This is a genomic window from Pseudochelatococcus sp., from assembly GCF_050946405.1.
In the GTDB taxonomy this organism is placed as follows: domain Bacteria; phylum Pseudomonadota; class Alphaproteobacteria; order Rhizobiales; family Beijerinckiaceae; genus Pseudochelatococcus.
Window position 1 is genome coordinate 1 of sequence record NZ_JBMNUS010000016.1, and the last position, 19,914, is coordinate 19,914.

Annotated in this window: 18 protein-coding genes and 2 pseudogenes; 5 read left to right on the forward strand and 15 right to left on the reverse strand. The window is 65.2% G+C overall.

Features of this window, described 5'->3' with window-relative positions; translation table 11 throughout:
- Positions 1–615 precede the first annotated feature (615 nt).
- Entirely contained in the window at positions 616–1,497 is an 882-nt protein-coding gene (locus tag ACOYJQ_RS17680) for a LysR family transcriptional regulator (RefSeq protein WP_433460344.1), read from the forward strand.
- 129 nt (positions 1,498–1,626) lie between these two features.
- Here ACOYJQ_RS17680 and ACOYJQ_RS17685 read toward each other — a convergent pair whose 3' ends face one another.
- The gene (locus ACOYJQ_RS17685; RefSeq protein ID WP_433460345.1) at positions 1,627–1,986 is read right to left on the reverse strand and encodes an FCD domain-containing protein; all 360 of its coding nucleotides are present in this window, start codon (positions 1,984–1,986) and stop codon (positions 1,627–1,629) included.
- A gap of 9 nt (positions 1,987–1,995) precedes the next feature.
- Between ACOYJQ_RS17685 and ACOYJQ_RS17690 the strand changes: the two are divergent.
- The 4 genes and pseudogenes from ACOYJQ_RS17690 to ACOYJQ_RS17705 form a co-directional block, all read left to right on the forward strand.
- Positions 1,996–2,166, forward strand: a pseudogene (locus ACOYJQ_RS17690) (NAD(P)-dependent oxidoreductase); the annotation flags it as partial.
- On the forward strand, positions 2,166–2,948 hold the full coding sequence (otnI, locus tag ACOYJQ_RS17695; RefSeq protein WP_433460346.1) for a 2-oxo-tetronate isomerase: 783 nt from the start codon (positions 2,166–2,168) through the stop codon (positions 2,946–2,948). The pseudogene ACOYJQ_RS17690 and the gene otnI, both read left to right, overlap by 1 nt.
- Positions 2,945–3,184, forward strand: a pseudogene (locus ACOYJQ_RS17700) (four-carbon acid sugar kinase family protein); the annotation flags it as partial. The gene otnI and the pseudogene ACOYJQ_RS17700, both read left to right, overlap by 4 nt.
- A 385-nt stretch (positions 3,185–3,569) precedes the next feature.
- A complete protein-coding gene (locus ACOYJQ_RS17705; RefSeq protein ID WP_433460347.1) occupies positions 3,570–4,721 on the forward strand; it encodes a M24 family metallopeptidase in 1,152 nt (383 codons plus the stop codon).
- Positions 4,722–4,770: 49 nt separating this feature from the next.
- On the opposite strand, the gene ACOYJQ_RS17710 is transcribed toward ACOYJQ_RS17705, so the two are convergent.
- The 14 genes from ACOYJQ_RS17710 to ACOYJQ_RS17775 all read right to left on the reverse strand — a co-directional run bounded on the left by ACOYJQ_RS17710 (position 4,771) and on the right by ACOYJQ_RS17775 (position 19,908).
- Positions 4,771–5,631 (reverse strand): dipeptide ABC transporter ATP-binding protein, encoded by an 861-nt coding sequence (locus ACOYJQ_RS17710; RefSeq protein ID WP_433460348.1) that lies wholly within the window; start codon positions 5,629–5,631, stop codon positions 4,771–4,773.
- Entirely contained in the window at positions 5,628–6,473 is an 846-nt protein-coding gene (locus tag ACOYJQ_RS17715; RefSeq protein ID WP_433460349.1) for an ABC transporter ATP-binding protein, read from the reverse strand. Before ACOYJQ_RS17715 ends, ACOYJQ_RS17710 begins: the two co-directional genes overlap by 4 nt.
- A 2-nt stretch (positions 6,474–6,475) precedes the next feature.
- Complete coding sequence (locus ACOYJQ_RS17720; RefSeq protein WP_433460350.1) at positions 6,476–7,396, reverse strand: ABC transporter permease subunit; 921 nt, start codon at positions 7,394–7,396, stop codon at positions 6,476–6,478.
- 7 nt (positions 7,397–7,403) lie between these two features.
- Positions 7,404–8,411, reverse strand: coding sequence for an ABC transporter permease subunit (locus ACOYJQ_RS17725; protein WP_433460351.1), 1,008 nt, complete (start codon positions 8,409–8,411; stop codon positions 7,404–7,406).
- Positions 8,412–8,590: 179 nt separating this feature from the next.
- Positions 8,591–10,186 carry an ABC transporter substrate-binding protein gene (locus tag ACOYJQ_RS17730; RefSeq protein ID WP_433460352.1) on the reverse strand — a complete coding sequence of 532 codons (1,596 nt, stop codon included), beginning with the start codon at positions 10,184–10,186 and terminating at the stop codon, positions 8,591–8,593.
- Positions 10,187–10,398: 212 nt separating this feature from the next.
- Positions 10,399–11,427: a trans-3-hydroxy-L-proline dehydratase gene (locus ACOYJQ_RS17735; RefSeq protein ID WP_433460353.1), complete on the reverse strand. Its 1,029-nt coding sequence runs from the start codon at positions 11,425–11,427 to the stop codon at positions 10,399–10,401.
- A gap of 24 nt (positions 11,428–11,451) precedes the next feature.
- Complete coding sequence (gene lhpI, locus ACOYJQ_RS17740) at positions 11,452–13,170, reverse strand: cis-3-hydroxy-L-proline dehydratase (RefSeq protein ID WP_433460354.1); 1,719 nt, start codon at positions 13,168–13,170, stop codon at positions 11,452–11,454.
- A 29-nt stretch (positions 13,171–13,199) separates the two neighbouring features.
- Complete coding sequence (locus tag ACOYJQ_RS17745; RefSeq protein ID WP_433460355.1) at positions 13,200–14,201, reverse strand: TRAP transporter substrate-binding protein; 1,002 nt, start codon at positions 14,199–14,201, stop codon at positions 13,200–13,202.
- 35 nt (positions 14,202–14,236) lie between these two features.
- Positions 14,237–15,505: a TRAP transporter large permease gene (locus ACOYJQ_RS17750; protein WP_433460356.1), complete on the reverse strand. Its 1,269-nt coding sequence runs from the start codon at positions 15,503–15,505 to the stop codon at positions 14,237–14,239.
- The gene (locus ACOYJQ_RS17755) at positions 15,505–16,125 is read right to left on the reverse strand and encodes a TRAP transporter small permease (protein ID WP_433460357.1); all 621 of its coding nucleotides are present in this window, start codon (positions 16,123–16,125) and stop codon (positions 15,505–15,507) included. The genes ACOYJQ_RS17750 and ACOYJQ_RS17755 overlap by 1 nt, the downstream gene beginning before the upstream one ends.
- Before the next feature lie 168 nt (positions 16,126–16,293).
- Positions 16,294–17,295, reverse strand: a complete 1,002-nt coding sequence (locus tag ACOYJQ_RS17760; protein ID WP_433460358.1) for a 4-hydroxyproline epimerase — start codon at positions 17,293–17,295, stop codon at positions 16,294–16,296.
- A 3-nt stretch (positions 17,296–17,298) separates the two neighbouring features.
- Positions 17,299–18,540, reverse strand: a complete 1,242-nt coding sequence (locus tag ACOYJQ_RS17765) for an NAD(P)/FAD-dependent oxidoreductase (protein WP_433460359.1) — start codon at positions 18,538–18,540, stop codon at positions 17,299–17,301.
- On the reverse strand, positions 18,540–19,262 hold the full coding sequence (locus ACOYJQ_RS17770) for an amino acid ABC transporter ATP-binding protein (RefSeq protein ID WP_433460360.1): 723 nt from the start codon (positions 19,260–19,262) through the stop codon (positions 18,540–18,542). The genes ACOYJQ_RS17765 and ACOYJQ_RS17770 overlap by 1 nt, the downstream gene beginning before the upstream one ends.
- A complete protein-coding gene (locus ACOYJQ_RS17775) occupies positions 19,255–19,908 on the reverse strand; it encodes an amino acid ABC transporter permease (RefSeq protein WP_433460361.1) in 654 nt (217 codons plus the stop codon). The genes ACOYJQ_RS17770 and ACOYJQ_RS17775 overlap by 8 nt, the downstream gene beginning before the upstream one ends.
- Between the last annotated feature and the right edge of the window lie 6 nt (positions 19,909–19,914).

Consider the following 19,914-nt stretch of genomic DNA (forward strand, 5'->3'; position numbering starts at 1 on the left):
CGGAACGTGTCGACGCCGGCGAGGAACAGCTCCCTCAGCATCTCCGGCGAGGCGCTGGCCGGCCCCACGGTGGCGACGATCTTGGCGCGGCGTTGACGGTGCATGATGCGGGCGACCCCTGCTGGACCGGTTCAGAAGATGAAGCGGGTGGAGATGAAGTTCGACTGGTGGCCCTGCACGATGGCGTCGAGAAGTTTCTCGCTCGCCGGAGTATGCCCGCGTTGACCGCGCGCGCGCCCTTCGCCGCCGCATCCGCGACATAGGCCGCCATTTCCCGCACCTTGTCGGCGTATCGCGGGAGCAGATCGCCGACCGCACCTCCCGCACCGGCCCCTCCCCGGGGCTCCAGAACGCCGGTCGATCAGGATCACGCGCCGATCGACCGGCGAAGGCAAACGGTGCTCGGCCGGAACATCCCATGGAGACGGAAACGCTTCCGCTAATGTTTCTCTCGTCGTCGGCATCATTCATCTCCCGGAAAATTCATTTCCCGAAAACCGCCATGGCGGAGGGCCGGATTTGGGCAAGGCAGATTGATACGGCGCCATCCTAGCCGCAGAATGGAAACAGAAAAAACTCGCCCTTTGTAGTTTTACAAGATAGAAAATGTGTCTTATGGACATTCGTTTCCTCGAAAGCTTCGTGACCGTCGCCGACTGCGGCTCAATCGCCGAGGCCGCACGACGGCTGAACCTGACGCCGGCCGCACTGGCGCAGCGGCTGCGCAGCCTGGAACAGGATCTGGGGCAAGCCCTGGTAACGCGCGTGGGGCGAACCGTGCGCCCCACAGCCTCGGGACTTGCGGTCCTCGCCCACGCGCGCGGTTTGATCGAAGGAGCGCGCGATCTGAGGGCGATCGCCGCCAACGACGAACCGGCAGGACAATTGCGGTTGGGGGCCACGGCAACCTCGCTCACCGGGCTTTTGCCGGAAATCATCGCCCGCCTGAACGCGCGCTTTCCCAAGATCGAATATTTCGTCCGGCCGAGTTCCTCCGTCGAGCTGTATCACGGGGTTCTAGCCGGGGAACTGGACGCCGCCGTCATCGTGCAGCCGCAGTTTCCGGTGCCGAAATCGGCCGGCTGGCTGGTGCTGCGGGACGAGCCCCTGCTGTTGATCGCTCCCGAAGGGATGGCGCTCGACGATCCCCATGCGGTGATCGCGCAACATCCCTTCATCCGCTACGACCGCAACCAATGGGGTGGGCAGATCGTCGACCGTTATCTGCGCCAGCACGCGCTGAAAGTGCGCGAATGGCTGGAGCTTGATGCGCTGGAAGCCATCGCGGCGCTGGTCAGCCGCGGGCTCGGAGTGGCGATTTTGCCGGACTGGGCGCCGCCCTGGCCGGCAGGACTGCGGCTGGCCAAGAAACTCCTGCCGGCCGGCGAGAGAAGGCAGGTCGGCGTATTGTGGAGCCGATCCGGCCCCCGGGCTCCGGCGGTGCAGGCCTTTGTCGATATCTGCGCCGACTGCGCACGCGAAGATCGCACGCCGTGAAGGAGACATGCCGGCGCCGGGCAAATTCCGATGAATGCTGAATCCGGCGTTCGCTCGCATCGGGCATGCCTTGATGGTTTCCCCGCCCATCCGACTTCACCATAATCTTTGGATCGGCGTTCCGAAACGTCAGTTTGTCTTGCTCGCGCCATCGGACCGCCCACTTTCGATAAGCGAAAGATAACGCTGCACTGCCTTTGAAAACTTCGCCTGCCAGATCGCATGGGCTTCGGCAAGATTTCGATCTTTGATGGCCTGATAAAGCTTCATGACATAGTTTTGAGCGTCGGCCTTGCGGTCCGTATAAGCGACGCCCAGCAAGTTGTTGAAGCGCCGCACGTCACCCGTCAGCTCCGAAAAGTAACGAATAGTGCGTTGCAGACCGGTTGCATCGATGATGGCGTGCTGAAATTCAAGGTCATTGCTTACGCTTTCGGCCTGGTTGTCGAGATCCGCAAACCTTACGGCGTTCTTGGCCAGCTTTTCCAATCGGCCCCCGGCATCCTGCAAGACATGGCGCGCACCGAGCGCTTCCCCGTCCCGCTCGCCGCCGCTGCCTTGCAAATGTATCTGGCGACATCCGGGGCGGGCATGGGGCAGAATGACGACTCATCCGTCGCGCGCATCTACGCGACCCTTTCGGGCGCCAGTTTGCCGGGAGACAAGTAATGTTCCGCTTTGCAGCCAACCTCACGATGATGTTTACGGAATGGCCGTTTCTCGATCGTTTTGAAGCGGCCGCCGAAGCGGGGTTCGACGCTGTCGAATTCCTCTTCCCCTATGATTTTCCCGCCGCCTCCATTCAGGCGAGGCTTGCGCAATTCGGATTGTCGCAGGCGATCTTCAACCTGCCGCCTGGAAACTGGTCTGCCGGCGAGCGGGGAATTGCCGCCCTGCCGGGGCGTTTCGAAGAGTTCAGGGATAGCGTTGAAACAGCGCTCGATTATGCCGAGGCGACCGGCGTCAAAAGCCTGCACATGATGGCCGGCATTGCGGACCGGCAAGACCCGGAGGCCGCCTCGCAATACCGGAAAGCCGCCGCTTTCGCGGCCGAAAGGCTGGCCGCAAGGGGACTGACCCTGCTGCTCGAGCCGATCAACGGACGCAGCATGCCCGGCTATTTCCTCAACGACTTCGGCTATGCGGAAGGTCTCATCCGCGATCTTGCGGCCGATAACATCAAGCTTCAGTTCGACGTGTTTCACCACCAGATCCTGCACGGCGATGTCACCGAAAGCTTCCGGCGGCTTCTTCCGATGATAGGACATGTTCAGATCGCCGGAGTGCCGGAAAGGCACGAGCCCGACAGGGGCGAGATCGACTACGGCTATTTCCTGAGCGAGCTGGAAAAACGCGGCTATGAAGGCTTCGTCGGCTGCGAGTATCATCCTGCCGGCCATACGCGCGACGGGCTCGGATGGCTCGCGCGCTACCGGGGGCGCCCGGAATGACAATCCGCATCGCCGCCATCGCCGACGACTACACCGGCGCTTCCGACCTCGCCAATACCTGGCGCAAGAACGGATTGCGCACGGTGCAGACAATCGGCATTCCTTCCGCCGCCGATTTCGCTGAAGTGGACGCCGTGGTCGTCTCCCTGAAAATCCGGTCGGCGCCGGCCGAGGCAGCGGTTTCGGCCGCCCTCGCGGCCAACGCCTTCCTGCGCGACCATGGCGCGCCCCATGTATCGCATATGCCCGTGCTCCGGCCCAGTCCCGACCAGCTCATAGAGTCGGACGCGGGCATGGAAACGGCCGCCGGCTTCGCCGGAGAGCGTGCGTGAGGTTCAACAGCGGTATGGCGCCGCAACCGCCGGGCGGGCGATCGAAACCGCCCTGGCCGATGGCGCGACGTGACGATTCCACTTGAATGCATGCCGCTCCAAAATCGCAAAACGGCTTTCGAAACCGGAGGTTTTTCGCCCGCGTCGCCTCCGCGACGATAGCGGCGGAAGACGTTTCTCATGTATGATGCGGCAAAGCCTGGCGATCTTCTGCGTTTCAACGAAACGCGGAAAGCCTCCGACTTATTTCCAACCGACGCCCGAACGGACGAGAACAATGACGACCTCGATGACAGCGTCCCGCCCCCACGCCGTGCCGCCGATTGCGCCAGCAGAGTACGCCGGGCGCCTCGAACGGCTGCGGGCAATGATGTCGGCGGCAAGGATCGACGCCGTCCTGCTGGGCGCATCGGAAAGCCTGCGCTACTTCACCGGGCTCGTCTGGCATCCGAGCGAGCGGCTCATCGGCGCGCTCGTGCTGCCGGACCGTCTCGTCTACATCGTGCCCGGCTTCGAGCGCTCGCGCGTGGAGAGCCTGCCGCATGTCGACGGAGACATCGCAGTCTGGGAGGAGCACGAGGATGCGGCCGCTCTCGTCGCCCATCTCGCAGGACCGGCCGGCCGGGTGGGGCTCGACGACACATTGCCGCTCTTCGCCTTCTATTCCCTCGCCGCGGCGCTCGGGGCGGAGCGCGTCACGGATGCCGCGCCCCTGCTGCGGGGCCTGCGTCTGCGCAAGTCCCCGGCCGAGATCGCCATCATCCGCGACGCCATGGCGCTGACGCTTGAAGTGCACCGACGCACGCATGCCATCATGCGGCCGGGCATCCGGGCATCGGAGGTGACGCGCTTCATCGACGCGCAGCACCGCGAACTCGGCGCGTCCGGGGGCTCGTCGTTCTGCATCGTCTCCTTCGGCCGGGCGACCGCCCTGCCACACGGCGCCGACGGCGAGCAGACGCTTGCGGCTGGCGACGTCATCCTGGTCGATACCGGCTGCCGGCTCGACGGGTATCACTCCGACATCACCCGCACCTACACGCTTGACGAGCCGTCGCCGGAGGTGGCGCGGATCTGGGCCGCCGAGCGCGCGGCGCAACAGGCCGTGTTCGAGGCGGCGCGGATCGGCGCACCCGCCGGAGCGCTCGACGACGCCGCGCGGCGCATCATCGAGGCGGCGGGCCTCGGGCCGGACTACCGGCTTCCCGGCCTGCCCCATCGCGCCGGCCATGGCCTCGGCCTCGAAATCCACGAGCCGCCCTACATCGTGCGCGGCAACGCCACCTTGCTGGAAGCCGGGATGTGCTTTTCCGTCGAGCCGATGATCGTGGTCCCCGACGCCTTCGGCATCCGGCTGGAAGACCACGTTTACATGACCGATGAGGGGCCGCGCTGGTTCACCGAGCCGGCGAAGAGCCCGACGGAGCCCTTCGGCGCATGATATCGTCCGGCGCCCCGATCTCGCGACCGGGGGCGGACCTGCGAGCCGTTCAGGCCGGCTGCGCGGCCCGCGCCTTGCGCCGGCGCTCGACGCGCTCCCGGATCGAATCGACATCCGCGCGCGGCGTCGCGGCGAACAGCTTTTTCGTATAATCGTGCCGCGGGTTGCCGAACACCGCGTCGCGCGTGCCGGCCTCCACCACCTCGCCGTAATACATCACCATCACCTCGTCGGCGATGTAGCGCACGACGGAAAGATCGTGGCTGATGAAGACGTAGGTAAGGCCGAACTCGTCCTGAAGATCGGCGAGCAGGTTCAGCACCTGCGCCTGAACCGAGAGATCCAGCGCCGACACCGGCTCGTCGAGCACCAGCAGGCCGGGGCTCAGCATCAGGGCGCGGGCGATGGCGACGCGCTGACGCTGGCCGCCCGAGAACATATGCGGATAGCGGTTGAAGTGCTCCGGCCCCAGCCCGACCTTGCGCAGCATGTTCATGGCGCGCTCGCGCCTTTCGCTCCCGGAAAGGGCGGTGTTGAGCAGCAGCGGCTCCATCAGCGCATCGCCGATCCGCTGGCGCGGATTGAGCGATCCGTAAGGGTTCTGGAACACGATCTGCACCTTGCGCCGCATCTCGCGGGTCAGACCTTCCGCCGCGATATCGATGCGCGCGCCGTCGATATGGAGTTCGCCGGAAGTCGGCGCATCGATCAGCGACAGGATGCGCGCCAGCGTGGATTTGCCGCAACCGCTCTCGCCGACGATCGCGAGCGTCTTGCCTTTTTCCAGCCGGAAGCTGACATCCTTGACCGCACGCAGAACCCGTTGCGCCGCGAACAGACCGCTGTTGAGGGCGTAATCGCGGCAGATGCCGCGCGTTTCAAGGGCATAGGTCGTCACGGCGACGGTCATGGCGCGCCTCCCGCCGAATCCCGCAGGAAGCTGCCGACCGTGGGCAGCCGGTCGCCGATCGCATTCTCGGGCAACGCCGACAGCAGCGCGCGGGTGTAGGCGTGCTTCGGCGCTTCGAACAGCGACAGGACGTCCGATTCCTCCATCTTGCGGCCCTTGTACTGAACGATCACGCGGTCCGCGGTTTCCGCGACGACGCCCATGTCGTGGGTGATCATGATGAGCCCCATGCCGTGCTCGGCTTGCAGGCGCATCAGGAGGTCGAGAATCTGCTTCTGGATGGTGACGTCGAGCGCGGTGGTGGGCTCGTCGGCAATGAGCAGCTTCGGATTGCAGGCGATGGCCATCGCGATCATGATGCGCTGGCATTGCCCGCCCGAAAGCTGGTGCGGAAAGGCGGAGAGCCGCTTGTGCGCCTCGTTGAGACCGACGGCCTCCAGCAGTTCCGCCGCCCGCGCCCGGAGCGCGCGGCCGCGCAGGCCCCCGTGATACTTCAGCACTTCCTCGATCTGAAAGCCGACGGTGAAGCACGGATTGAGGCTCGCGATCGGCTCCTGAAAGATCATGGCGATGTCGCGGCCGATGATGCCGCGGCGCCGTTTCGGCCCGATCGTTTGCAGATCGATGCCGTCGAAGGTCATGCGGTCCGCCGTCACGGTCGCGGTCGGCGGCAGCAGCCCCATCACCGCCAGCATGCCGACCGACTTGCCGGAGCCGGATTCGCCGACGATGGCGAGCACCTCGCCGCTGTCGACATGCAGGTCGATGCCGTCGACCGCCCGGAACGGCCCCGTCGACGTATCGAACGAGACCGTGAGATTCCTGATTTCGAGCAGAGCCACGATCAGCTCCTCTTCAGTTTGGGATCGAGCGCATCGCGCAACCCGTCGCCGACCAGGTTGATGGCGAGCACCGTGATCAGGATGGCGAGGCCGGGAAAGGTGACGACCCACCAGGCCCGCAGGATGAACTCGCGCGCCTCAGCGAGCATCGTGCCCCATTCCGGCGTCGGCGGCTGCGCGCCCATGCCGAGAAAGCCGAGCGCCGCCGCATCGAGAATGGCGTTGGAGAAGGACAGCGTTGCCTGCACGATGAGCGGCGCCAGGCAGTTCGGCAGGATGGTGACGAACATCAGCCGCAATCTGCCCGCCCCCGCGAGCCGGGCCGCGGTGACGTATTCGCGGTTCTTCTCCGCCATCACCGCCGCGCGGGTGAGGCGCGCGAAATGCGGCTGGAGAATCAGCGCGATGGCGATCATGGCGTTCGTCAGGCCCGGCCCCAGCACGGCGACGAGCACGATCGCCAGCACCAGCGAGGGAAACGACAGGATGACGTCCATGATCCGCATGATCGTGGCATCGATGAAACCGCCGAAATAGCCGGCGATCATGCCGGTCGTCACGCCCACGACGAGCGCGATGCTCACCACCACCACGCCGACGAACAGCGAGAACTGCGATCCGTAGATCAGGCGCGAGAGGATGTCGCGCCCGACCGCATCCGTGCCGAGAAGAAAGCGCACGCTGCCGCCCTCCTGCCAGGCGGGCGGCACGAGCAGGGCGTCGCGGAACTGCGCGCTCGGTTCATAAGGGGCCAGGAACGGCGCCAGCAGCGCCATCAGCACCACGCCGGCACAGACCGCAAGGCCGATCACGGCGCCGCGGTTCTCACTGAAGTGGAACCAGAAGACGGCCAGCGCCCGCTGCGCCGGCGCGCCATCTGCGGCGGGAGCGGCGCCCTTGTCGAGGGAGGATGTGTCGTTCATGTCGACCTCAGCGATGGCGGATGCGGGGGTTGATGAGGCCGTAGAGCAGATCGACCGTGAGATTGACCGTCATGACCACCAGCGCGACAAGCAGCAGCCCGCCCTGCACCGCCGGATAGTCGCGGCGGAAGATGGAATCGATCAGCCACTTGCCGATCCCCGGCCAGGAGAAGATCGTCTCCGTCAGGATCGCGCCGGCGAGCAGCACCCCCACCTGCAAACCGATGGTCGTGACGACCGGGATGAGGCCGTTGCGCAACGCATGGATGCCGACCACGCGCAGCGGCGGCAGGCCCTTGGCCCGGGCCGTGCGCACGTAATCCTCGCCGAGCACCTCCAGCATCGCCGAGCGGGTCTGGCGGGCGATGACCGCAAGCGGGATCGTCGCCAGCACGACGGTGGGCAGGGTGAGATGCCGGACGGCGGAGGCGAACGCCCCCTTCTCTCCCGACAGCAGGCTGTCGATCAGCATGAAGCCTGTCACCGGCTCGAAGAAATAGAGAAGCGAGATGCGGCCGGATACCGGCGTCCATTGCAGGATGCCGGAAAAGACGATGATCAGCAGCAGGCCCCACCAGAAAATCGGCATGGAATAGCCGACGAGCGCCAGCCCCATCGACGTCTGGTCGAACCACGAGCCGCGCTTGACGGCCGCGATCACGCCCGCCGGAATGCCGATGACGACGGCGACGACCATCGCGCACAGGCTCAGTTCGACGGTCGCCGGAAACAGCGCCAGAAACTCCTGCGCCACGGGAACTTTCGTGATGATGGACTGGCCGAGATCGCCTTGCAGCAGATTGCCGACATATTCCAGATACTGCTCCCACAGCGGCCGGTCGAAGCCGAATTGCGCCATCAGTTGGGCGTGACGCTCGGGGCTGACGCCCCGTTCCCCCGCCATCAGCAGCACCGGATCGCCCGGCAGCACGCGCACGAAGCCGAAGGCGACGATCGTGATGCCGATGAGCGTGGGCACCAGGTAGAGCAGCCGTCCGAAGATGAAACGAAGCATGAAAACACCTCAGTGAGGCAGGCGCGAACCGTTATCCGCGTCCTCTCCGGCATCCCGGGCATCCGCGCGGGCTCCCCGGCGACAAGGGCCGTCCGAAGATGCGGAACGCCGGTGCGGCCAATGCACATCCCGCCCGACAGCGAACTCCGCCGGGCGGCAAAGCGTCGGTCAGCGAGGGGTCAGTCGGCGAGATCCACACCGTCGAAGCGGTGCGAGCCGAGCGGATCCATCTTGTAGCCGGTGACGTTTTTGGACAGCGGCTGGAAGACCGTGGAATGCGCCAGGGTCGCCCACGGCGCCTGATCCTTGAAGATCGCCTGCGCCTCCTCGTAGAGTTTGGTGCGTTCGGCCTGATCGGACAGGGTCCTCGCCTTCCGCACGATGTCGTCGAAGGGCTCGTGGCACCACTGCGCCCGGTTGTTGCTGCCGACGCCCGCGCAGCCCAGCAGCACGCCCATGAAGTTGTCGGGATCGCCGTTGTCGCCCGTCCAGCCGAGGATGACGGCGCCGTCGCGGTCCACCTCCGCCGCCTTCTTCAGGTATTCGCCCCATTCCATCGAGACGATTTCGACCTCGACGCCCACCTTGGCGAAATCGGCCTGTATCAGTTCGGCGGTGCGGCGCGCGTTCGGCATGTACGGCCGGCTGACCGGCATTGCCCAGACCTTCATCCCGAGACCCTTGACACCGGCCGCCTCAAGCGCCTTCTTCGCGGCTTCGGGGTCGTAACCGTCGTCCACGACGCTGTCGTTATAGCCCCACATCGTCGGCGGGATCGGGTTCTTCGCCACCTGCCCGGAGCCCTGGAACACGGCGTCGATGATCGCCTGCTTGTTGATGGCCTGGTTGAGCGCGCGGCGCACCTCGGGCTTGTCGAACGGCGCTATACGAGTGTTGTAGGCGAGATAGGCGATGTTCAGGCCCGCCTGCTCATCGACCTTCAGCTTGGGATCGGCCTGAAGCCCCGCGAGATCGGCCGGCGGCGGATAGGGCGCCGCGTGGCACTCACCGGCCTTCAGCTTCTGCACACGCACGGCCGGATCGTTGGTGATGGCGAAGATGAGCGTATCGATGGGCTGCTTGCCGCCCCAGTAATCCGGGTGGGCGGCATAGCGGATGACGGCGTCCTTCTGATAGGCGACGAAAGCGAAGGGCCCGGTCCCGATCGGCGCAAGGTTGATATTCGCCTTCTTGTCGTCGGCCTCGAGCTTGTCGGCATATTCCTTCGACAGGATAGAGGCATAGTCCATCGCCAGATTGGCGACGAACGGCGCCTCGGGGCGCGTCAGCACGAACTTCACCGTATGATCGTCGACCTTGACGATATCCTTGATGAGCTTGGGCATGTCCATGCTGTCGAAATAGTCCCAGGCGATGCCCGCCGTGTATTGATACCACGAACTGTTCTTGTCGCGCTGGCGATTGAAGGAAAAGAGCACGTCGTCGGCGTTGAATTCGCGGGTCGGCGTGAAGAAGGGCGTCTTGTGGAACCGCACGCCCTTGCGCAGGTGGAACGTGTATTCAAGGCCGTCGTCGGAAACCTCCCACTTCTCGGCAAGCGCCGGCACGAGCGTCGTTTCTCCCTTTTCGAACTCCACGAGGCGATTGTAGATCGTCTTCGATGAAGCGTCGTTCGTCGTGCCGGAGGTGTAGGGGGCGGGATCGAAGCCTTCCGGCGAACCTTCCGAACAATAGATCAGCGTCTTGGCGGACGCGGCGCCGGCAACCAGCATCGCCCCCGCGGCTACCGCCGCGAAAATCGTTTTACGTACCATTGCTTTTTCCCTCTGTTATGAGTTTTCATTGAGCGAAACTCATGTACCTTTTGAAATATACTAACACATAACGAGCTGAAAGACCTCCTCCTGCTTTCCGCCCGGGCGGAGCATGTCACGGTTATCGAGCAAGGCGGCCTGCCGTCGCTTCCTTTCCGCGAGCGAATGCTTGTCGACCGGATGGTCCGATCCGATCATAACACGGACCTCTCCTACCGCACGCCCCAGGTATCCGCGACGCGATAGCCCTCCGGCCAGGGATCGGACGGGTCCAGCAAATGCTGATGGATACCCGTAATCCAGGCGCGGCCGGATATTTCGGGCAGGATCGCGTCGTGGCCGCCGACGGTTGCCGTGCCGACGATGCGGCCGACGAATGTCGAGCCTATCACGGAAACGGTGGTCAGCCGGTCGGCAAGGCCCATCTCGCCGCGCGCGTGCAGCACCGCCATGCGGGCGGACAGGGCCGTGCCGGTGGGGGAGCGGTCGATCTTGCCGGGCTGGACGGTCACTGCCGATCCCGCCCGCAGGTCGTGTCCGTCGCGCTCCACGGGACCGGCGAAGAGGCAGAACGAGAAATGATTCCAGTCGGGATTTTCGGGATGCTCGAAGCGCAGCGCGCTGTTCGCCGCTTTCGTGATGCGCACGCCGAGGCGGGCGATGTCGTGGGCTTCGTCGGCAGCGAGGCGCAGACCCATGGCGGCGGCGTCCACGATGACGAAGCTGTCGCCGCCATAGGCGGTGTCGACAGTCAGCGTCCCCAGCCCCTCCACTTCCAGTCGCGCGTCGAGCTGGGCGGCAAAGCTCGGCAGGTTCCGGACGAAGATGCGCTCCGCCTTGCCGTGGCGGCACTCCGCCCGCACCTTCACCAGCCCGCCCGGCGCTTCGAGCGTGAGCCGGGTTTCCGGCTCCTGCATCGGCACGATTCCCGAATCGAGCAGGACGGTGGCGACGCAGATCGAGTTCGAGCCGGACATCGGCGGATTGTATTCCGGCTCCATGATGATGAAGCCCGCGTCCGCCTCCGGGTGCCTGGGCGGCACCAGAAGATTGACGTGCCGGAAAACGCCGCCGCGCGGTTCGTTGAGAACGAAATTGCGCAGCGCGTTGTCCTTCGCGAGCCATCGGCTCTGTTCCCACAGCGTATCGCCTGGAGGCGGGGCGACGCCGCCGACGATGACGTCGCCGACCTCGCCTTCGGCATGGGCGGAAATGACATGGATGGTTTTCGAGCTGCGCATGAGATCCTCACGAGGATGGATTGTTCACAAAAGCCATGCCGGCCGGCGCGCGGGCGCGCATCCCGTCAGCGCCGCGGCAACGCAGTCGGAGAGGCTCCCGAGGCGCACCGACCGCCCGGAAAGGCCGGGGCCGTAATGGGCGTACTTGCCGGAATTGGTCATTACCGCGCGGGTGCGCACGGGAAAGACCGGTTCGGCTATCGAACACCAGCACAGATCCGGCAGGACCTGCACGCCGCTGTCTTCGAGCCGGGAGAGCGTGCCTTCCCGCCGGGCGGCGGCGATGACGGCATGTCCCGCCGTGACGATCACGGCAACGTCGCGATGCCGGCGGCGGCCGCCGAGCGCTCCCGCCAGCGCCCGACATTCCTCCAGCGAGGCGTGCGGGCTGCCGATGGCGACGAGTTCGACTTTCTCGGGACCGCCGTTCAGCATGTCCCACGCCGCCGCCATGTCGGCGCGCGACACGGCGATCCGGTCGGCGGAGGACGCGATCGCCCTGCCGGCCTCGGGCGTGACGCCTTCCACATGCAGCATCGGCGCGGCGGAGGTGGTGCCGAAGGCCGCGCATAACGCCTTCAGATCGTCGCGCGACGGCCCGGCGGGTGCGAGACCGCGCAGGAGCGGAATGCGGTCGGGTGACATCTTGCCCGCGACATAGCCGGCGAGCGGCCAGAACGCGTCGTCGACCACGGGCGGCGCTTCGAAGTCGATGACGCGCCGCGCCCGGCGGTTGCCGTCGAGATAAACGCCCGCGAGCGGCGCGCGGCCGGTCAGGGCGATGCACAGGTCGAGGAAATCCGGGTGCTTGGCCGTCCGCGCGCCGAGCACGGAATTGGCGAAGACGACGGCGTTCGATTCCGCCCATGCGATCGCCTCCCCGGCATGCGGCGCACTGTCGAGCAGATAGGGAGCGCAGGTGAACGTCGGCCGGCATCCCATGCGGACATAGGCGTCCGCCAGCCGCGCCGCCGGCTCCCCGAACGACGGCGGCAGGCCCTGCGCGCGCCAGTTGGCCCGATCGACCGAAATCGCGTTCATCGTGGTGGGCACGCGCACCCGCGCACCCATGTCCGCCATCTTTTCGGCAAAGGTCAGATTGGCGGGGCTCGCATAGATGCAGCCGTCGATATGGCCCTGCGTCACGTCGACGAGACCGCGCGCGCCCTGCTGCGACGCCATGGCGCAGACGATCCGCATCGCCTGGCTCGCCGCGACGCCCTGAGCCCCCTCCAGCATCGCCCGGTCGGCGTCCGTCAGATCCAGCGCCGCCGCCTGCGGGCGCGACACCGGCATGACCAGCCCGCCGGCCTCGATGGCGTCGGGACGGATGCGCGCCGTCGTCGCCCTGGAGAGCGCGGCGAAAGATGCGGGAGCGAGCCGCAGCACCGGCAGCGGCCTGCCGAACATTTCCGCCGCGATCAGCGCACCCAGCGTCAGCACGTCCTCCGCCTCGCGGAAGACGAGCGCCGCCGGCGCGCGTCCGTTCAGGATCAGGTCGAGGAGCACGCCCGAGCCCGTGCATGAGCCGCGGCTCGTCGGCATCATCAGGATGCCGCCCGTCAGGCAGGTGCCGTGCAGCGGGTGATGAATGTCGATGACGCGCCCCGTCGCAGGGTCCACGCCGCCCCAGAAGCTCAGCGCCTCGGGCGACGCGACCACCGGCCCGCACGCCGCCCCCGCGAGGATGCCGACGGCTTCGGGAGCATCCGCCGCGCAGGGCATATCGGATTTCGTCAACATCTCACCTCGTCAGTTGCGCCGGGGCTGTTTCACACTTCCGCGCCGATCTTGCGCAGCTCGGCGATCACCGGCGCCTTCGGCAGCCAGATCTTGTCGAAGGCGGCGATGCTCGCCTCCGTGTCCGCCGTCGGCACCTCATGCATGGCGATGCCCGTCTCGCGGAATTTTTCGATCAGGTTGGGCTCGTTGCCGGCCAGGCTGTCGATCTGCTCGTCGAGAACGCTGGAAACGGCGCGGGTGATCAACTGCTTGTCGCTATCCGGCAGCGCGGTCCAGACGCGTCCCGAAACCACGGCGGCGGCCGGCATGAACAGCGCGTTCATGCGCAAAATGCTCCTGGAAACCTTGTCGAAGCGCTGGTTCCACGAGAACTCGATATCCGCCTCCAGCCCGTCGACCTGGCCGTTCGACATGGCGTCGAACACCTGCGGGGTCGGGATGGGCGTGGGGGCGGCGCCGAGGCTCTGGTAGAAATCGCGATAGACCGGCGTCGGGTTGATGCGCAGCTTCATGCCGTTGAGGCCGCCGACGGAATCGATGCCCTTGGCGGAGAAGACCGCGCGCATGCCGGTGATCGCCCATCCGAGGCCGATCGTGCCGGTTTCGGCCGGCAGCACCTCGAACAGCTTCAGCACCTGCGGATGGCGCACGAACTTCGCCACCGCCTGGGTGGAGCGCACGAGATAGGGCGCGTTGATCGCCGCGATATGGTTCGAGCGCGATCCCAGTTCCGCCGCCTGGATGATGCCCATGTCGAGCGCGCCCGACTGCAATTGCTGCATCATGACGGACTCGTTGCCGAGCTGGCCGGAGTGGAACACCGTCATCTTGATGCGCCCGTCCGTCTCCCTGGCAAGAACCTCGCCGAGCTTCAACGCGGAGTTGTTCCACGAATGCCCGACAGGCGTGATCAGGCCCAGACGAAACTCGCGGGACTGCGCGCGGACGATCGTGGGTGCGGCAATCGGCAGTACAGCACCGGCCACGAGAAGCTGGCGGCGGGAAAGCCCGGTCCCGTGAAATTTGGTCATTGCTTTATTCCCCTTTGTTGATTGATTTAGAATTTCTATTTGTCGATGAAGACCAGAGACAGACTTGGATAAATCGACAGAAGCACCAGCAGGACACAGGTGATGAGGAAGAACGGCATCGTCACCATGAACATCTTGCCGGGATTGGCGCCTGTGACCGCCGCCGCGACGAAGAAGCAGAGGCCGACCGGCGGCGACAGCAGCCCGAGAACCAGATTGATGACCACCACCACGCCGAAATGGTGCGGGTCGATACCGTAGACGTCGGTGGCGATCGGCAGCAGGATCGGCACGGTCATGATAAGGCCGGGAATGCCGTCGATCACCGTCCCGATGACGAGCAGGATGACGTTGACCAGCAGCATGAAGGTGACGGGGTTGTCCGCTACCGTCTGGATCCATGTCGCGACTTCCTGCGGCACGCGCCCGAAAATCAGGATCCATGACAGCACGCCCGCCGCCACCACCAGAAAGAGCACGATGGCCGAATAGAGTCCCGCGCGCATCATGATTCCGGGCACCTGGGAATAGGAGAGCTGCCCCGTCCAGTAGCGCCCGATCAGGATGGCGATCACGCCGCCGACCGCCGCCGCCTCGGTGGCGCTGGCAAGGCCGCTGAAGATCGAGCCGATGATGACGATCGGGATCGAAAGTGTCGGCAGCGCGCCAAAGACCGTGGCCACGCGCTGGCGCAGGGTTTGCGGCTCGCTTTTGGGATATTTGTGGATATGGCCGAGCACGGCGATCACGCCGCAGAAAAGCGCGGTCAGGATGAGGCCCGGCACGATGCCGGCCATCAGCATGTCGCTGACCGACAGTTGCGCCATCACGCTGTAGACCACGAACATCACCGAAGGCGGCATGATCGAGCCGAGCATGCCGCCATAGGCCGTCAAGCCGGCGGCGAAGTTCTTGTCGTATCCCTTGCGCTCCATCTCCGGAACCATGATCTGGGACATGATGGCCACCTGCGCCGTAGCCGATCCCAGAATGGAGGCCACGAACATATTGGCCAATGCATTGACGTAGGCAAGGCCGCCCCTGAGCGAACCGATGAACGACATCGCCATGTCGACGATGCGCTTGGTGATGCCGCCGACGTTCATGATCTCGCCGATCAGGATGAAAAGCGGGATCGCGATCAGCCCGTAGCTGTCGACGGCGTTGAACATCTGCAACGGATAACTCTGGAACAGAATCGAATTGCCCGACAGCAGCACGAAGACGATGGCGGCGATGCAAAGGCAGAGCCCGATCGGCACGCCGACCAGCATCACGAGCACGAAAGCGCCGGTGGTAATCATCAGTTCACCGCCTCTTCCGCATTGATGGTCAGATCGCGTTTGACCGCAGGAACCCGGCCCGTGTCCTCCATCAGGTTGGCAAGGCCGTGAATCGTGATCGAAACGGCGAAGACGGGCAGGATCATGTAGATCACCCACGTCGGCCAGTTCAGGGTCTGGGTGCGTTCCGTATAGACGAAGTTGAACGATCCGGCCGCATAGTCTCTGGCGCTGAAACCCGCCCCGGCGATTCCCAAGGGATCGAGCCAGACCCAGCACATGACCGCGACCGAAACGCCGAAGACGACGACGAGCGTCGTGGCGATGACCCGTGCAACGGCGGCAGCCCGTCGCGACAACCGCTCCGTCAGCATGGTGACGGCGAAGTCGAGCCTCAGCCGCGTCATGACGGAAGCGCCGATGAAGGTGAGCCAGACCATGCAATAGACGGCCAGTTCATCCACCCAGTAGATAGGATGACCGGAATAACGTGTCGCCACGTTGAGAAGTATCGCGCCACTCAGAAGAAACATCAGCAGAGCGACAGCCCCGCGTTCCATGGAAAGCAGTTTTTCAGATAACCAGATCATGCCGCGCCACAAGACAAGCGGCTGCGGCGCCGCGTTTTCAGCGTGCTGCATAACTTGTTCCCCACTTCCGATTGCTCGGATATTTATTGTCGACAAGTGTGTTGTATAAAATCTAGTGTGTCAACGTCAGCTTTGGATATTGGCGCCGGTCGGGGTGGAAACGCTCCCTCGCTTGCCGGTTTCTCCTTCGCATGCAGCCGGCCGGCGCGCCTGCGGCGATCACTTCACGACGAAACCGCGGGCGAAGGGATCGCGATCGTCGATGAAGATGGTGTTGTATCCGGTCATGCGCGCCCAGCCCGCGATGGAGGGAACGATCGCATCGCGCCCGGCGACGGATGTCGCCGCCTCCACTCTTCCCCTGAAGAGCGAGCCGATGATGCTCTCGTGCACGAAGGCGTCGCCCACCTTGAGCCTGCCCTTGGCGGCGAGCTGCGCCATCCGCGCCGAGGTGCCGGTGCCGCAGGGCGAGCGGTCGATCGCCTTTTCACCGTAGAACACGGCGTTGCGGGCATGCGCCTCCGGCTGCGTGGCGGCTCCCGTCCACTGAATATGGCTCAGGCCGCGGATCTCGGGATGTTCGGGATGCACGAATTCGTATTTCTCGTTCAGCGCCTCCCGCAGCTTCGGCGACCAACCGACGAGTTCCCCCGCCGTGTGATCGGCGATGTCGCGAAAATTCTTCTGTTGCTCGACGATGGCGTAGAAATTGCCGCCATAGGCCACGTCGACCACGATCTCGCCCAGCCCCTCCACGGTAGCCGTCAGACCTTCAGCGTAGAGAAAACCGGCAACGTTGGTGAGGCGCACTTCCTCGACGAAACGGCCTTCCTGCCGGTAGGTGATATCGACCTTGCCGGCGGGCGTGTCGATGGACAGCCGGCCCGGCTCGCGCGGCGTGATCAGGCCGTTCTCGATGCCCATGGTGATGGTGCCGATGGTGCCGTGGCCGCACATCGGCAGGCATCCCGATGTTTCGATGAACAGCACCGCCACGTCGCAGTCGGGCCGGGTCGGCGGGTAAAGGATCGAACCGGACATCATGTCGTGCCCGCGCGGCTCGAACATCAGCCCGGTGCGGATCCAGTCGAACTCGCGCAGGAAGTGGGCGCGCTTTTCCAGCATGTTCGCGCCCTCAAGGCGCGGACCGCCGCCCGAGACGAGGCGCACGGGATTGCCGCAGGTATGTCCGTCGATACAGGAAAAGGTATGCGTGGCCATGGTTCAGAACCTCTGGGATGAAAAGGGCGCGAGATCGATGGCCGGGTCGCGATCCGTCAGCAGGTCGGCGACCAGCCGCGCCGTTCCTGCGGACTGGGTAAGGCCGAGATGACCGTGACCGAAAGCGTGAATGACGCGTGCGGTCGTGCGGGCGCGGCCGATGACGGGCAGGCTGTCCGGCAGCGACGGACGGAACCCCATCCACTGCACGCCGCCGGTGGTTTTCAGCCCCGGCAGGAAGCGCTCCGCCTTGGTCAGCATGGCTTCGGAGCGGCGGAAGTTGGGCGGCAGGTCAAGCCCGCCCAGTTCCACGGCCCCGCCAACGCGAATGCCCGTCGACAGGCGGGAGACGACGAAACCGTGCCCCCCGAACGTCACCTGCGTGCGCAGGTCGAAGGCGTCCGGCGGCAGGGTCGTGTTGTAGCCGCGCTCGGTCTCCAGCGGGATCGTCTCGCCGATCGTGCGGGCGAGGCGGTGAGAAAAGGCGCCCGCCGCCAGCACGGCCCGCCCGGCGCGGCGGATGCCGCCGTCTGCCGTCAGCACCTCGACGCCGCCGTCGACGGGCCGCAGGCCGGACGCTTCGGCGATATCGATGGCCCCGCCGGCGGCGACGAAATACTCCGCCAGCGCAAGCGTATAGAGCTTCGGATCGGCGATGGAATACCAGCCCGGCGTGAAGGTGCCGTGCGTGAAACGCGGCGACAGGCCCGGCTGGATGTCCGCCATTTCCGCCGCCGTCAGGTGACGGAATGCGATACCGTGCGCCTCGCGCGCCTTCCATCCGGGCAGGGAGGCATTCAGTTCGGCCTCGCCCTCATAGACCTGCAAGTTCCCCGCCTTGCGAAGCATGGCCTGCGTGCCGGTTCTGGCGAGGAAGGGCTCCAGCTCCGCCTTCGACAGGTCCATCAGGGCCGTCTGCGCCGCCGTCGAATGGGCGACCCGATCCGGCGAGCAGGCGCGCCAGAAACGGAACATCCACGGCGCGATCCGCAGCGCATAGGCCGGCGGCACCGTCAGCGGCCCGAGCGGATCGAGCAGCCATTTCGGCGCTTGCCGCAGGATGCCGGGCGATGCAAGCGGCAGGATGTCGGTGAAGGCGAATGCCCCGGCATTGCCGGCCGAGGCGCCCGCCGCCGGCCCCTCGCGATCGAGAACCCGGACCGACAGCCCGCGTTCCTGCGCGGCGATCGCGGTGGAAAGCCCCACGACGCCCGCACCGACGACGATCACATCGAAAGTTGCCATCAGCGGACGCTCGACAGAAATTTTTTCGTCTCCGGGTTTTGCGGCGCGCCGAAAATCTGTTCCGGCTTGCCGATTTCCGCCATGACGCCTTTGTGGAAGAAGGCCACCCTGTCGGAGACGTCGCGCGCGAACGCCATCTCGTGGGTGACGCAGATCATCGTCATTCCTTCCTCGGCGAGCATTTTCAACGTATCGAGCACCTCGCCCACGAGCTGCGGATCGAGCGCCGACGTCACCTCGTCGAACAGCATGTAGGCGGGAGACATCGCCAGCGCGCGGGCGATCGCCATGCGCTGCTGCTGACCGCCAGAGAGCTTGCTTGGGTAAACCGAAAGCTTCTCGGCAAGTCCGACATGGGTCAACTGCCGCACCGCGATCTCCTCGGCATCGCGATTCGACAGCCCCAGCACCTTACGCGGAGCGAGCGTGACGTTCTCCAGCACGGTCAGGTGCGGGAAGGCGTTCCATTGCTGGAAAACGATGCCCACCTTGCGGCGCAGCTTGTTGAGATCGGTGGCCTTGGCGTGTACTTCCGTGCCATCGATCAGGATGCGGCCGCTGTTGATCGGCTCAAGCCCGTTGATGCAGGTCAGCAGCGTCGACTTGCCCGATCCCGAGCCGCCGATGATGGTGACGACCTCGCCCTTGCTGACGGTCAGGTCGATCCCCTTCAGAACCTCCAGCGAACCGAAGGACTTGCGGACATTTTCAATCTCAATCATTCGGGGACCACCGCCGTTCGAGATACCCGCCCAGCCGGGCGATCGGAAAGCTGATGATGAAGTAGATGGCTCCGCAAATCATCAGGATGAAGAGCGGCTCCTGAAGCCGGGTAACGAGGATTTGCGACGCGCGCAGCAGCTCGATCAGGCCGAGCCAGAGCACGAGCGTCGAGTCCTTCATCACGCCCAGCGTCAGGCCGATCCATGAGGGCAAGGCGACGCGGACCGCAAGCGGCGCCGCGATGTAGCGCGTATCCTGCCACCAGGTCATGCCGAGCGAGCGCGCGGCGCGCCGCGTGGTCGGGGGCACGGCCTCGATGCTGCCGCGCACGATTTCCGTACAATAGGCGGCCGTGTAGAGCGAAAGCACCACGCAGGAGGTGACGAACGGCCCCCAGCCGAGCCTGGCGATCGACTGGAATGCGTTGGCCAGGACAAGCTGGATCAGGAGCGGCACCGACCGGAACACATCCAGCACCAGCGCCAGCGGGATCGACCAGTAAGGTCCGAGTTCGAACCGGATGATGCCGAATACGACACCGAACAGCGTGCCGGCCGCCACGGCAATGGCGGTGACCTGCAACGTCATCCATGCGCCACGGGCGAGGAAGAGCAGGTCATTCCAAGTGAGAGCTGTCTCAAACATCACTCA